Source organism: Pseudomonas sp. BF-R-01 (assembly GCF_019946615.1).
Classification (GTDB): domain Bacteria; phylum Pseudomonadota; class Gammaproteobacteria; order Pseudomonadales; family Pseudomonadaceae; genus Aquipseudomonas; species Aquipseudomonas migulae.
In genome coordinates this window covers 1-14,199 of sequence record NZ_JAGYFX010000133.1, presented here as the reverse complement: position 1 = coordinate 14,199, position 14,199 = coordinate 1, and the positions used below count along the sequence as shown (strand labels likewise).

General features: G+C 53.3%; 9 protein-coding genes and 1 pseudogene. 8 read left to right on the top strand and 2 right to left on the bottom strand.

The features are described 5' to 3' along the window. Positions 1–439: 439 nt before the first annotated feature. Positions 440–1,720: an HAAAP family serine/threonine permease gene (locus tag KGB27_RS28485; RefSeq protein ID WP_223481953.1), complete on the bottom strand. Its 1,281-nt coding sequence runs from the start codon at positions 1,718–1,720 to the stop codon at positions 440–442. Between the two features lie 348 nt (positions 1,721–2,068). After that, positions 2,069–4,408: pseudogene (locus KGB27_RS31455) on the bottom strand (inositol monophosphatase family protein); the annotation flags it as partial. 45 nt (positions 4,409–4,453) lie between these two features. Between KGB27_RS31455 and KGB27_RS28470 the strand changes: the two are divergent. The 8 genes from KGB27_RS28470 (at position 4,454) to KGB27_RS28435 (ending at position 14,118) form a co-directional block, all read left to right on the top strand. After that, complete coding sequence (locus KGB27_RS28470) at positions 4,454–4,969, top strand: hypothetical protein (RefSeq protein WP_223557198.1); 516 nt, start codon at positions 4,454–4,456, stop codon at positions 4,967–4,969. Then, positions 4,966–6,879 carry a hypothetical protein gene (locus tag KGB27_RS28465; RefSeq protein ID WP_223557197.1) on the top strand — a complete coding sequence of 638 codons (1,914 nt, stop codon included), beginning with the start codon at positions 4,966–4,968 and terminating at the stop codon, positions 6,877–6,879. The genes KGB27_RS28470 and KGB27_RS28465 overlap by 4 nt, the downstream gene beginning before the upstream one ends. Beyond that, positions 6,872–7,810: a TniB family NTP-binding protein gene (locus KGB27_RS28460; protein ID WP_223557196.1), complete on the top strand. Its 939-nt coding sequence runs from the start codon at positions 6,872–6,874 to the stop codon at positions 7,808–7,810. The genes KGB27_RS28465 and KGB27_RS28460 overlap by 8 nt, the downstream gene beginning before the upstream one ends. After that, on the top strand, positions 7,807–10,011 hold the full coding sequence (locus KGB27_RS28455) for a TniQ family protein (RefSeq protein WP_223557195.1): 2,205 nt from the start codon (positions 7,807–7,809) through the stop codon (positions 10,009–10,011). The genes KGB27_RS28460 and KGB27_RS28455 overlap by 4 nt, the downstream gene beginning before the upstream one ends. 821 nt (positions 10,012–10,832) lie before the next feature. Then, positions 10,833–11,216, top strand: coding sequence for a tautomerase family protein (locus KGB27_RS28450; protein WP_008036811.1), 384 nt, complete (start codon positions 10,833–10,835; stop codon positions 11,214–11,216). A 29-nt stretch (positions 11,217–11,245) separates the two neighbouring features. Further along, entirely contained in the window at positions 11,246–11,830 is a 585-nt protein-coding gene (locus tag KGB27_RS28445; protein ID WP_223557194.1) for a TetR/AcrR family transcriptional regulator, read from the top strand. Positions 11,831–11,941: 111 nt separating this feature from the next. Further along, the gene (locus KGB27_RS28440; RefSeq protein WP_008036794.1) at positions 11,942–12,907 is read left to right on the top strand and encodes a 2-hydroxyacid dehydrogenase; all 966 of its coding nucleotides are present in this window, start codon (positions 11,942–11,944) and stop codon (positions 12,905–12,907) included. Positions 12,908–13,050: 143 nt separating this feature from the next. Next, on the top strand, positions 13,051–14,118 hold the full coding sequence (locus KGB27_RS28435; protein WP_008036793.1) for a phosphotransferase family protein: 1,068 nt from the start codon (positions 13,051–13,053) through the stop codon (positions 14,116–14,118). The last annotated feature ends 81 nt before the right edge of the window (positions 14,119–14,199 follow it).

The following is a 14,199-nucleotide window of genomic DNA, read 5'->3' as shown; positions in this document are numbered from 1 at the left end:
TTTTCGCCGGCAAGCCGGCTCCTACAGGGAATTCCATGCGCTTTTGATTTCCACCACTCATCAGGCCGAGCGTTAGCTCGCCTTCCGCTTTTGATCTGAGCGCCCCCTCGAGAGGCCGAGCGCAGGTTCTGCGCAGTGGGCAACCCGGCATGGATGCCGGGTTAGCCGCCCCCGGCCATGGATGGCCGATGGCGGCGGGCCCACGGAGCAGGACCGGAGCGAGGGTATGGCGAGCATTAGCGAGCCACCGAACGAAAGGGGCAAGAGCGCTTGGTTACTTGGCGCTTCTCCAAGTGACTCGCCGTAAGGGCGAAACCATTAGCAGCCGTGACCGCAGCAACGGATATGCCCCCCCCCTCAAAAAACCAGCGCACAAAAAAACGGCCAACCCGCAAAGCGGATCAGCCGTCATCTCAACCAATCAAGCAAACAACAACAATCAAGCGCTCAGCGAATAAATCAACGCCGAAATAGCCACCAAACCAACCGCCGTCACAAACACATTCGACGCTTGACCACGGAAACGAGCCATCGCCGGCACCTTGCGGATCGCATACATCGGCATCAGGAACAGAATCGCCGCAATGATCGGGCCACCGAGAGTCTCGATCATCCCCAGAATGCTCGGATTCAGCGTCGCCACAATCCAGCACACCACCAGCATGAACGCCGCGGTCATACGGTCCAGCGTCTTCGGTGCCGGACGCTTGCCGCTCTTCACGATCAGACCTTTCAGACCTTCACTGGCACCGATGTAATGCCCGAGGAACGACTTGGAAATCGCCACAAACGCAATCAACGGCGCCGCAAACGCGATGGTCGGGTTGCTGAAGTGGTTGGCCAGGTACGACAGGATCGACAGGTTCTGCGCCTTCGCTTCCGCCAGTTGCGCCGGCGACAGGGTCAGCACGCAACTGAACACGAAGAACAGCACCATCACCACCATCAACACATGGGCGCGGGACAGGATCTGCGAGCTGCGCTCTTCCGCGTGGTCGCCGTAGCGACGCTTCTGGTCCACCGCGAACGCCGAGATGATCGGCGAGTGGTTGAACGAGAACACCATCACCGGGATCGCCAGCCACAAGGTGTGCAGCAGCGCCGACGGCTCAGGCAGCGTCGATGCCGTGGTGAGGATGCCGCCGTTCCAGTGCGGAATCAGGAACACCGCCAGAAACAGCAACGCCACGATGAACGGATACACCATCAGGCTCATCGCCTTGACGATCACCTGCTCGCCGCAACGCACCACCGCCAGCAGGCCGAGGATCAGCACAAACGACAGCACGGCGCGCGGTGGCGGCATGATGTGCAGTTGATGCTCAAGGAAACTGCCCACGGTGTTGGTCAGGGCCACGCTGTAGATCAGCAGGATCGGGAAGATCGCGAAGAAGTACAGCAAGGTGATTAGCGCACCGGCCTTGATGCCGAAATGCTCTTCCACCACTTCTGTGATGTCCGCGCCTTCACGACCGGACAACACGAAGCGGGTCAGGCCACGGTGCGCGTAAAACGTCATGGGGAACGCCAGCAGCGCCAGGACCAGCAACGGCCAGAAACCGCCCAGACCCGCATTGATCGGCAAAAACAGGGTACCGGCCCCGATGGCCGTGCCAAACAGGCCGAGCATCCAGGTGGTGTCATGACGATTCCAGCCCTCAAGGCTGACAGGGTTCGCCGCTACATAGCGTTCGTTAACGCTATTGGCCTGATCATTCATCCGGTGGGATCTCCACATTCCGGTCAGTTGCTACCCGGCCAGGACGAGTCGGAAAAATCCGACAGGCAGCGCCCTGGCCGAAACAGGGGCGCGATTCTCCGGGATTAATGAACAGAAGCAAAGACTTAGCTGAGGAATGGTTGTGCGGATCAGCAAATCTGGAGCGAACACCACCCTGTAGGAGCGTAGTTTTTCAGTATTTTTTGAAATTTTTTCATTATTGATTGGATTTAGAGCACTTCTCGATACTTTGGGCCGGGCTGCAACTCCTCTGACAAAAGTAAATACTGGGGCCCGCATCGAAGCCATTTTTGCTGATCTGTCGTATAGCAGCGAAACCATGCGTTTTTATACTGGCAGGGAATTGTCATCAACAGAAAAAACACGATCCCAATCCCGAGCGGCCAATGTCTTGCACACAGCTTCCACTCCTCCGAAGCAGCGACGTGAGACCACTTGCATGTCCTTGTCCGTTACGTATTGAATTGACATCCCATTTTCATTGAGCAGGACTCCACCCGCACCTCTCAACAATGCATGACCTGCAACGACGTCATGTGCAGAAACTGGGTAGAGAGAGACACCACAAATTCCGTCACCTGCGGCCACTTTCGCAAGCCTGTAGGCAATCGAGGGCATCGCGACAAAGCCACTAGGTGAGCAGAGCTCCAGATTGATATCTGATTTGTTTACGGCAGCGGAACTGAGCATGACCCGGCTACCGCTCGACCAAGGCAGGTCCAGAAGTTTACAAACTAAGGGCTGCCCATTACGCAATAAAGCAGGCGATCCTTCAGCCCAAGCGATGCAATCCGAAATGCCTTCTTCCGTCACAGGAGCATAAACCACGCCTAGTACTGGGATGTGTTTGTAAAGAAGGCCGACTGAAATAGCTGAACCTTTCAGCCCTCTCAAAAAATCATTCGTGCCATCGTTGGGGTCAACAACCCAACACCATGGGTGTCCTGTAAGGGTATGGCCAGTTTCCTCCCCCCAAAAGTCGCAGAAAAACAAACCAAGTAGCTGCTGACGTAAAAGTTTTTCAATTTCGACATCGACAACTGCCTTGTCACCGTGCCCTCTTGGCCCTTCTACCCGCTCCCATTCTGCTACAAGAAGCTGCCCAGCCTGACAAACTGCATCGATGACGAGTGAAAGCAGCGCCGGCAGATCTAGTTGTTTCAATGCGGGGCTGCCTGACGCCCCGGCGATCCTGCCTATGGGCTCGCTCGAGGAACCCAATTGCAAGGCGACATCAAGAAAACGATTCGAGGCTTTTTCGGATCTCGAGGTCATCAACCGCTGAGCCTCCGTTTCGAATTGAAACTTCATAGTCCCTTCTCGCTGAGCCCGGCTGTTGCGCCAACGCTGTGGCAAGCCTCTAAGAAAGTGCGAGCGCCGTATCGATGTTGAAAGAACGTCAACACCTGCATTGCCTTGCAGGCGCAGCCATTCACGTATCAGTGACGCGCGCCCTTTCGGTGAATCCTGACGCCGCCGGGTAGCCTTCCAGGATGGACACATCGCATCATTCGGATCGTAGTTGTAGCAAGCGCCATTGCCATTGCAATGCACCGCAGACTCATAGCTGTTCCAGACGCGCTCGTCTATTTGTCGATCCAGGTCGCCTCGCATGACGGTCTCATCGATCTTGATCAATGTCTCGCGGCTGTCCAATGGTGTGGCGATTTTTCCGGGATTGAATTGATTGTGGGGATCGAAAGCAGACTTTACCGCCTGCAAGGAAGGATAAAGCTCACCAAAAAATGCCGGAGCGTACTCAGAACGAATGCCTTTTCCGTGCTCTCCCCAAAGCAACCCACCATAACGCTGGGTCAGCGCTGCCACACCGTCGGAAATTGGACGAACCAATGCCGCTTGCAGAGGGTCTTTCATGTCCAGGGCGGGGCGCACATGCAGCACACCGGCATCGACATGGCCGAACATTCCATACTGCAAGCCATAACCATCGAGCAGCGCACGAAACTCGGCGATGTAGTCCGCAAGGTTTTCGGGCGGTACCGCCGTATCCTCTACAAACGGCTGGGGCCGAACCTCGCCTTGCACGTTGCCCAGCAAGCCGACTGAGCGTTTGCGCATGGCATAGACTTGCTTTACGGCCTCCTCACCCTGCGCCAATGTGTGACCCAGACGTTCTACGGTTTGATCCGTATGCAAATGCTCAATGAACGCTGCCACCCGGTCTTCGACTTCCGGGATTTTGTCTCCACTGAACTCGACTAGGTTAATGCCCAGTGTTGGGCGATCAGGGTCCTCTGGAAAAAACTCGGCAACGCTGTGCCAGACGATGTCCTGCATGGCCAGCAGCAACACTTTGGAGTCGACAGTCTCGATCGACAGTGGCTTGTGCTCGATCAACGAGCGCGCATCCCGCAGCGCATCCATAAAACTGGCGTAGCGAACATTCACCAGCACCGAGTATTCGGGAATGGGCAACACATTCAGAACGGCCTCGACCACAAAGCCCAGTGAACCTTCGGCGCCACACAACACGCTATTGAGGTTGAAACGCCCGTCATCATCACGAATATGCGCCAGGTCATAGCCAGTGAGGCAGCGGTTGAGTTTGGGGAACCGGGCCTCAATGAGATCGGCTTTGTCGGCGTGAATCCCTCGTACGACCCGGTGAACCTGGCCAAACCACGGCGCTGCGGATCGCCCTTTAAGCAATTGGTGGTGTTCCACTCAAGGAAAAATGGCAACCATTTACGGATGTCGCCCACCCTGCTGGATTTCTGCCTAATGCTGGAACGCAGACGCGACATCCGCTACTACCAGCCAACCCCATACACGTTGATTCAGCCCAGCCGGGCATTTCGGTACACCCCTGCCGTATGTGCCTATGGTGATGATTTGGGGCTGGTTTTTTTCGAAACCGCCAGGTTTATGTCCGACGGCTGTGAAGACCAGCTCGTTCGTCATGAAGACTGGTTCGGGGAGATGGGCTATCTCTTCTGCCCTTGCCTGCCGTACACGAACATCAGCTACTGCGAACGGCTTCAATGGCGTTACCTCTACAGCTATTCCTTCACCTTCAAGGCACAAGGCTCCAGCCTCGCGCTGGATCTCCTTAAGCATCACAACAGCTGCACGGTCCAGGAGCTCTTGGACGCCGGTGCTGATTTCAGCGACATTGCCTACCAGCTCTTCTACGGGGGAGCAACCGCCGACCTACGTCTTCCCATCACTCGCACGTCTGCCATCGCGTTAACGAGTGCACGGTCATGAACAACGAAGCAGGTGGCCTTGAACTGATTGTCGGTGAGGAGTACCGCTACAACGGGCATGTCTACGTGATCGCGAACGTGTCCTGCGGAATCGTTGAACTGCACAGCAGCACGCACCCATCGAACATGCGCCTGCAGAAGCTCGAGCGCCTTGAGCAAGCCGCGAAACGCCAACGGTTTGTACAGGTGCGTGAAGCTCCGTTTTCTGGCCGATACCCCCAGATCGTGGCAGCCCTCAATCAGGACAGTCGTGTGGCATTCGATCGCCGCATTGCATACGTGCGAGCCGCCGTCGAACGATTCAATAGCCGGTTGCCAAGGACAGCCTGCAAAGCACTGATCGTCGAGGTGCATGACATCATCGGTGACACCAGCCCGCCGTGCTTCAACACGCTGCGTAACTGGGTGCACCGCTACCTGGAACGCAATGAATCGGTGACCGCATTGATCCCCTTGAAAAAGCTACACAAGGATCAATGGGAGCGACTGCCGGAGATCACTCGAGAAACGATCGAGGAGTGCCTGGACAAGTACTACTACATAGAGGAACCCGAATCGATCCGCGACATCATTGGGGCGATCGAGTCCAATCTGGAAGCATACAACGCGCTTCGGCCGCCTACTGACCAGCTCATCATTCCGTCCGACAGCACCCTCCGTCGACGGATCAAGGAAAATGGTGAGTTTCGCCGCCTGCTCAAACAAAAAGGCCCGCAGGAAGCAATCAAAGCCAGCCGATGGAGCGTGAAGCTCAGACGTCAATACCGTCTCCTGCAGCGGATTGAAGGGGATACCCACACTCTGGATATCGAACTGGTCAATGAGTATGGAGACACCATCGGCAAAGCCGCGCTCACCATCTTGCTGGACGTCGCGTCTCGGCGTGTGATTGGTTGGGACATCTCGATCAACCCCCCCTCGGCACAGAAGACGATCCGCGCACTCAAGGACTCCCTCCACCGGGTGGGTGTCGGCGAAGAATACCGGCTGGACAATGGCTCAGAGAACACCAAAAAAGATGCGCTGGATGGTCTCTTCCCCTTGCTCGGGCCCAATATCACTTACTGCCGGGTTCGGCGCCCCAACGAAAAACCTCACGTAGAGCGTTGGTTCAGAACGCTGACGACTGGGCTCACACACAAACTCCGCGGTACCACCTTCTCCTGCCCTAAGGAGCGCGGTGAATATGCCTCAGAGAAAAAGGCGACTTACACCCTTGAGGTCATTAAGAAGCGCTTTGAGGATTGGCTGGAAAATGTCTATCACAAGCGTCGGCATCGCGGGATTGGCACGTCGCCAAACAAAATGTGGGACAAGCTAGCCAACCAGCAACCGCCCTTGCGGCTGATCACTTCCGAGGACATGTCCCGCCTCTTCTTCAGCCAAACAAGCTCCAAACTCGTCGAAGGCAGAGTCCGTTTCAAAAACCTTCAATGGAGCTGCGGTGAGCTGAAAAACCTCCACGATCTGGGGACCAAGGACCAGCGTCTCACTATTTTTTACGACGCAAGCGACCTCGGGGAAGTGGTGGTTACCCACCCCGATTATCCCGAAAAAGAGTTCCGCGCCAAAGGCTGTGAAATAAGTTATCAGGACGGTCTTACCCTAGACCTGCATCTGCTGTTAAACGCCGCTCAAAACAAGGCAGCTAAGGGACTCGACTTTAAAGAGGCACGCGATCACAGAACCCGCATCATGCAGGAACGCTACGACTACGAACACAAACGAGGTCGCCGTAAAGCGGCACAAACGGACGAAAAAATTAGTCAGGCACGCCCCGCGCCGAATAACCCTCGCCGTCCCATTCCGCCCAATAACGCTTATCTTCCTACCACCGATATCGAGAAGTTCTTTGGTATGTACTCCGCGCCCGCTGTAGGCGACGTCTCGGAGGTTCTGAAAAATGATTGATATTAGTAAGCAACTAGAGGTTTTCGAGGCTCAGATCATCAACTACAAGGCCTATAACCTTGCCTACATGACTGTCATGCGGTCTATTCAAGCCACGCAAATGCGAGGTATCCCGTCTTGCGTAGTACTTGTAGGAGAGTCTGGATGTGGAAAGAGCACATTGGCGCACCAAATCATGTCAACTTACCCTCCGAAGAGTACGGGGGAAGATGATCGAGGGATATGGAATATTCGGCCTACAATGTACTGTGGGCTTCCTACCAAAGCGACGATCAAATCCTTCGCCAAAGCTCTATTGGAGTCCCTGGAATTTGAAGCATATTCCGGGGATGCATTTGAGCTGACTCAACGAGCGCTCCGCCAGATCTTACTACAGAAAGTGGAAGTGGCATTTTTAGACGAATTTCAAATGCTTGCAGTCAAAAAAGCAGAACAGGCATGTACTGATGTAATGAACTGTGTCGCACGACTTGTTGATCGTACCGGCATCCCGTTCGTCATACTTGGCACGCCAGAAATTGAAGATTTTTTTTACAAAAAAGGCATACTTCGGCGCCGATTTCCTTTTTTTGCCCGTCTCGACCCCCTCCAACTCGAACTTACAGATCCAAATTCTGACTTTCAAATTGTGTTGCGTGGACTTGATAAAAAAATGTATGAAATCGGACACTTGGAGAAAGGCATCCATTTGCACGAATCTGAAATTGCGCTTCCATTATTTGTTGCATCCGGAGGGATATTGGAAGATATAAGGCTGCATTTGTCGAATGCGTTTTCCTTCTCTCTGTATCGAGGAGACGCAATCTTACGGCGTGAAGATTTTGCATATGCTTTTGAAATCACACGGCATGACAATTGTATTTTGCCAGCAGGGAATCCATTTGAGGTTACTAAAAACATCCTCGTCGAAATAACGAGCGCCGAGAAATGAAAATATCCTACCTTTCCTTCATAGCTTTACCTTTACCCGACGAAAGTCCCATTAGCGCCATTCAGCGCACCGCGAGAGCAAATGGGTTCAAAAATTGCACTCGTCTCCTATCCTATTTACGAAAAGCGACCGGCCAAACATCTAAAGGTAATTATTTAATGGCCAACTCAGCAATTTCTAGGACGTTTCAATCTTGCGCGCCCAAATACGCCGCGCGTATCAAAGCTAACTTTTACCAACCTACATACCCGCTTATGAAGCGCTCTAACGCAATTATAAATGGCATAGAAATTCAATATTCAAACCTGAGACATGAGCGGTCTGCACTTTGCACTCAGTGCCTGAAAGAAGGGTATGAAAAATTCCCAAGAGATATAAAGTTATTTTCCAGCTGCCCGTTTCACAATTGCGCCTTCTTATTCAACTGCCCCTTTTGCGGCAGTAAATTACAATGGAAAATGCAACTCACAGACGTTTGCGATTGTGGCGAAAACTTGGTCAGCCCAACATTGCCAGGACCGGAAAATAATCTCGATCGTTATTTACTGGAATTGTTTCAGCTTGGCAATTCTGAACAAATAGCGACTATACAACGAATTGTTACGACGTTGGAGCTTGAAACTTATACCAGCGACGATGCTGTGAAATCTGGTCGGCGAGCATTAGCCATAGCGATTTGCCGTAAAGACGTGGAAGATATAATAAATGCAATCCATACTTGCCTACCCAGCAGCACAGCAGCAGAAATTGATTTTGTCTTATCTTTTTTCAAGACGGATCTCACCGAAACTCTCGCTGCTACGCTTCGGCAGCGGCTGACTTCGACAACCTTTGAGCAGAAAGCCTCTGTAGCGAGAATCGCACTCAGCATGGATAAGCTGAGGAATTATATTGGTGTATCAACAAGAGTTTGGTACAAATTAAAATACCATCACGCGTTGTTCAAAGGCATGGGTCGAGGAGCCAAAATCAGCCTTGAAGATGCAGTAAACTTAAAAAAAACCGTGACAGCCGATCAAAAGCTCGAAGACGCTCTTCATCAGAAGACTCTTGACCCTCGAAACAAACAGGCTTTATCCACCAGCGCCGTTGCATACTTTACTGATCTTCCAGAAAAAGCGATAAATATATTGGCGCTAAGTTCTAACCTTTTGGGTTCCAAGACACGCTACACCAAGCTAACAACACCAGGATCAGATTTTCTATTTACTGGAAGAAATATTTACGCTTTCAACCAACGCTACGTGTGCAGCCATCGTTTATCACGTGATTGGGGAATCCCAATAGCCGACATCAACGATGCAATACTAGCGCACCATTTTCAATACAAAAAATGCAAGTTCATTCAGGACACCATCATTATCAAAAAATCGTTGACACTCCGACTTTTCACTATTCTCAAAAACTTTCGCCTCCGCTCCGCCCACCAAGCCAAACGACTTGACGTCCCTAAAATAGCACCACCTTACGCCTCTGATTACTTAACTAGCGACGAATGTGCACAATTGCTAAACATCCCATTAGGCGAAATAAATCTTTTGATTCGCAAAAAAATCATACCTTGCCACTTTAGAGGCCAGCGAGGTCGCTACCTTATTTCCAAACAAGATACGTTAGACTTTGGCAAAAACCATCTCCGTATTACAGAACTCTCAAAGCAACTTAACGTATCTTCTACGAAAGCTTCACAACTACTGACGTCCGTTGGAATAATGCCCATAAGCGGCCCCTTCGTAAACTCTGGAAAAATCCACATCTACAAAAAAAACAGCATCCCCACAAACACTTTAAAATCTTTGAGAAATCAAGAGAAAGCAACAGCACAACTACCAAAACAACAACGAAATACAACCAATGACAGTTCTGAATTCTGTGTAAATATAAACTCAATATGCGAAAAATTCTCAATTTCAAAAAGCCGCTTTTATAATAGCTTCTTAGCGAATAAGCTAATCCCCTATAAAACATTTAGATCTGGCAAACACATAACTAAAAAAGGCTGCAAAAAAGCTTGCCTCATCCTAAAAAACTATGTTACCTATGAGAAAGCAGCATTAATTTTAAATGTTCCACTTCGCCACATAAGACACCTGATTTTAAAGAAGGAGTTAATTTTAGATAATTCTTTATTTCATCCTGCGAAAAACCCGGGACTATTTTCAATCGAGCAACTCGACGAGCTTCGATCTAAGCAGCATTAACATGTAACTTTTGCTCATGGCCCCTAACCACGCCGAACGTCCCCTCAAAAAACTTATCAATTAAAATCAGATCATCCACGAGCATCGAATACGAACTTTTGTCAGCACGTTATAATTGATCTTAGTGCGTGAGAGAAAAGCATGCGACATATCGCATCCTGCCTTAGACGTGCTTTGATTTAAGAGTTAATAACCAGCGATACGGAAATCCGGAGCCGGAGGATAATTTTTATAGAATCCAAACGTTCAGAAGACTGTCTGGAAAAATTTCACCGTCGACAGATGGTCAACAAAAACTGCTTTCACGATTCCCTCACGCAAACCTCCTTCCTCACAAACTTGCCATCTGAGTTAAGCATTTGTGATATCCCTCCCAAATCAAATCGCGACTGTATAGGTAGCTGCCTTTCATTTTTTGTCATTTGCAAAGGTGATAGGCCGCTCGGCGCAGGTTTACGCGAAAATTGCATCAACGAGTGTGGCCAGTTCCGTCAGACCAGTCAAAAATGCTAAATCACAGGCTTGTACCACTTTTCCTGAAATGAAAAACCAAGGTAAATGATAGTCATCACCCTGAACACCACTGGTTTCGGAGGGTTCGTGCCAAAAAATAATGAAACCCTACGAGGAGCTGGCTTGCCAGCGATGGCGGACGGAAGAAAACCGCAATATCCAAAATCTTTCGCCAGCAAGCCGGCTCCTACAATGTCGGGTGAACCTCAATCACGCACAAACGCTTCATCGCCAAAGCCAGCTTCGACTTGATAAAGGTTTGCCATCATGTATTTTAAGTAAACCTGCATCCCTTCCGGAGACCTTCCATGCCACTGGTTCGCATCGACATCAAAAAGCATCAGGACCCCACCCACGCCAAACGCATCGGGCAGTTGATCTACGCCGCCATGCACAGCGCCATCGGCGTGCCGGAAAACGATAATTTCCAGATCCTCGCCGAACACGACGAGCAGCACTTCATCTTTGACCCGCAATACCTGGGGATCGACCGCAGCGACAAACTGGTGGTGATTCAGATCACCCTGAGCGAAGGCCGCACCGTCGAGCAGAAAAAACTGCTCTACAAAACCATCGCCGAGAGCCTTAACGCTGAACTGGCGGTGCGCCTCGAGGACGTTTTCATTAATCTGGTCGAAGTGAAAAAAGAGAACTGGTCGTTCGGCAACGGAATTGCCCAGTACGCCCTCTGATCGCCATCCTTTATCTTTGTGAGCCGCCAATGCCCCGTGTTTCCCGCAAACAAGCCGAACTCAACCGCGAGATTATCGTCGAGGCAGCCACGCGGCTGTTTCGTGAACGGGGCGTGCATGGCATCAGCGTCATCGACGTCATGGCGGCAGCGGGCCTGACCCATGGCGGTTTCTATGGGCATTTCGAGTCCAAAGAAGCCTTGGCCCAGGAGGCCAGTAGCCGCGCATTCCAGCAATCGGCAGACCGCTGGAAAGACTGGATCGCCGCCAATGAAGACAAGAACGCCGCCCGTCAGGCCTTGATCAAACCCTACCTGTCGGCAGCCAGCCGCGATAATCCGGGCGACAGCTGCCCGGTGACGGCGTTTGCCGGTGACATGTGCCACGAAGCCGCCGAAAGCGGCCTGCGCCAAACGTTCATGGACGGTCTCGACTCATTGCTCGGCACGTTCGCCCCCCTGATGGACACTGGCGATGACGAACGCGATCGACAGCAGGCGCTGGTGCAGTTCTCCTTGATGGTCGGCGCCCTGACGCTGGCCCGCGCGACCCGTGGCGATCCGTTGTCCGATGAGATTCTGGACGCGGCGCGCAGCTTTTTGACAGCGCCATAACCTCTCCCTCCTGTTCCGCTATGATCATCTGGTAGCGCTGCGACCTTGATCGTTGCCAATGCACTTTGAAGCCAGCAATCTCTAGGGATTTTCAAGTCACAGGAGCCCAGCATGCCCGCAACCGTTCTGGTACTGGTTGAAACAATCAATGATTACTTGCCGATTCTGGAGCATCAGGGGTTTCACCTGATTCTGGCACCGACCCCCGCCGAGCGCGCCGAGGCCATTGCCACCCACGGCGCCCGGATCGATGCGGTCCTGACCCGTGGCCCGTTAGGTTTGTACGCTGACGAAATAGCCGCGCTGCCGGCGCTGAAGATCATCTGCGTGATCGGTGCCGGCTACGAACACGTCGACCTGCAAGCCGCCGCCGACCGGGGCCTGACCGTCACCAACGGCGCCGGCGTCAACGCTTCTTCGGTCGCCGACCATGCGATGGCGATGCTGCTCTCGCTGGTGCGTGATATCCCGCGCTGCGACGCCGCCGTAAGACGGGGCGAGTGGCCGAAGATCATGCGCCCTTCCCTCGCCGGCAAACGCCTGGGCATCCTCGGCCTCGGCGCCGTCGGCATGGCCATCGCCAGGCGCGCGGCCAACGGTTTCGACATGACGGTCAGCTACCACAACCGCCAGCATCGCAGCGATGTGCCGTACAGCTTCTGTTCGACACCTACCGAACTGGCCCGCGTCACGGATTTCCTGGTGGTGGCCACGCCCGGCGGAATCGGCACCCGAAACCTGATCAATCGCCCGGTGCTGGACGCGCTGGGTCCCAACGGTTTTCTCGTCAACATCGCTCGGGCCAGTGTCGTGGTAACCGCCGATCTGATCGGCGCACTGGAACAGCGACGCATTGCCGGCGCGGCACTGGATGTCTTCGACCACGAACCTCAGGTGCCTGAGGCCTTGAAAGTCTTGAGCAATGTCATCCTCACGCCGCACGTCGCGGGACTGTCTCCGGAAGCGACCCAGGGCACGGTCGAACTGGTCGGGCGCAACCTGATGGCGTTCTTTTCCGGTGAACCGGTGCTCACCCCAGTCGCCCTGCCAGCCAATGCGAATCAGGCAGCGCTGTGACAACATTCAAACAGGTGTATCAAAAGCAATGATTGCCCGGCAACACGCTCACCTATAAGGGCTGATCGTGGTTGTCGGTGCCGGGTGTGCACATTAGATTAGCCAATAGTCTCAGGCCTCCAGAATAAGCAGAAGGGATAAGCATGGCGCTTACTGACCAGTCCACCCGTATCCGCTCCGGCGAAGAACTCGATGCCAGCCTGATCGATCCGTACCTCAAGGCCCACATTCCGGGCCTCAGCGGTTTGCCGCAAATCAGCCAGTTTCCCGGCGGTGCGTCGAACCTCACCTACCTGCTGGAATACCCCGAACAGGAATTTGTCCTGCGTCGGCCACCGTTTGGCCACAAGGCCAAGTCCGCCCACGACATGGGTCGCGAATTCCGCATCCTCAATCAACTGCGCGACGGTTTTCCGTACTGCCCCAAAGCCTACGTGCACTGCACTGACGAATCGGTAATCGGTGCCGAGTTCTATGTGATGGAACGGGTCAACGGGATCATCCTGCGCTCCGAACTGCCGCCGGAACTGGGCCTGGATTCGGCGAAAACCGAAGCCCTGTGCAAGAGCTTCATCGACAAGTTCGTTGAACTGCACCAGGTCGACTACAAGGCCTATGGCCTCGGTGATCTGGGCAAACCCGAAGGTTATGTGGCGCGGCAGATCAAAGGCTGGAGCGATCGCTACGAAAAAGCCCTGACCCCGGACGCCCCGCAATGGGACGTGGTCAAAGCCTGGCTCAACGACAAAATGCCGGCCGATCACCCGACCTCAAGCATCGTGCACAACGACTACCGCTTCGATAACGTGATCCTCGACCCGAACAACCCGATGCAGATCATCGGCGTACTCGATTGGGAACTCACCACCCTCGGCGATCCGCTGATGGACCTGGGCAACACCCTCGCCTACTGGATCGAAGCCGGCGACCCGGCCCCAGTACAAATGATGCGCCGCCAGCCGAGCCACGCCCCGGGCATGCTGACCCGCCGCGAGTTCGTCGATTACTACGCCCAACGCGCCGGCATCCAGATCGACAACTTCGACTTCTACTACACCTACGGCCTGTTTCGCCTGGCCGGCATCGTGCAGCAGATCTACTACCGCTTCTTCCATGGTCAGACCCAGGACAAACGCTTCGCGCAGTTCATTCACATGAACAAACTGCTGGAGCAGATGAGTTTGCAGGTCATCCAGAAATCCAGCCTCTGATACAACACACCACTTGTAGGAGCCAGCGATGCGGCGACCCGACTTGCCGGCGAATTGGACACTGCGGTGTATCTGTAATAC

Coding starts and splice junctions, on each gene's coding strand:
- KGB27_RS28435 (WP_008036793.1), top strand. CDS start 13,051: ATGGCGCTTACTGACCAGTCCACCCGTATCCGCTCCGGCGAAGAACTC.
- KGB27_RS28455 (WP_223557195.1), top strand. CDS start 7,807: ATGAAAATATCCTACCTTTCCTTCATAGCTTTACCTTTACCCGACGAA.
- KGB27_RS28445 (WP_223557194.1), top strand. CDS start 11,246: ATGCCCCGTGTTTCCCGCAAACAAGCCGAACTCAACCGCGAGATTATC.
- KGB27_RS28465 (WP_223557197.1), top strand. CDS start 4,966: ATGAACAACGAAGCAGGTGGCCTTGAACTGATTGTCGGTGAGGAGTAC.
- KGB27_RS28470 (WP_223557198.1), top strand. CDS start 4,454: ATGTCGCCCACCCTGCTGGATTTCTGCCTAATGCTGGAACGCAGACGC.
- KGB27_RS28485 (WP_223481953.1), bottom strand. CDS start 1,720: ATGAATGATCAGGCCAATAGCGTTAACGAACGCTATGTAGCGGCGAAC.
- KGB27_RS28460 (WP_223557196.1), top strand. CDS start 6,872: ATGATTGATATTAGTAAGCAACTAGAGGTTTTCGAGGCTCAGATCATC.
- KGB27_RS28450 (WP_008036811.1), top strand. CDS start 10,833: ATGCCACTGGTTCGCATCGACATCAAAAAGCATCAGGACCCCACCCAC.
- KGB27_RS28440 (WP_008036794.1), top strand. CDS start 11,942: ATGCCCGCAACCGTTCTGGTACTGGTTGAAACAATCAATGATTACTTG.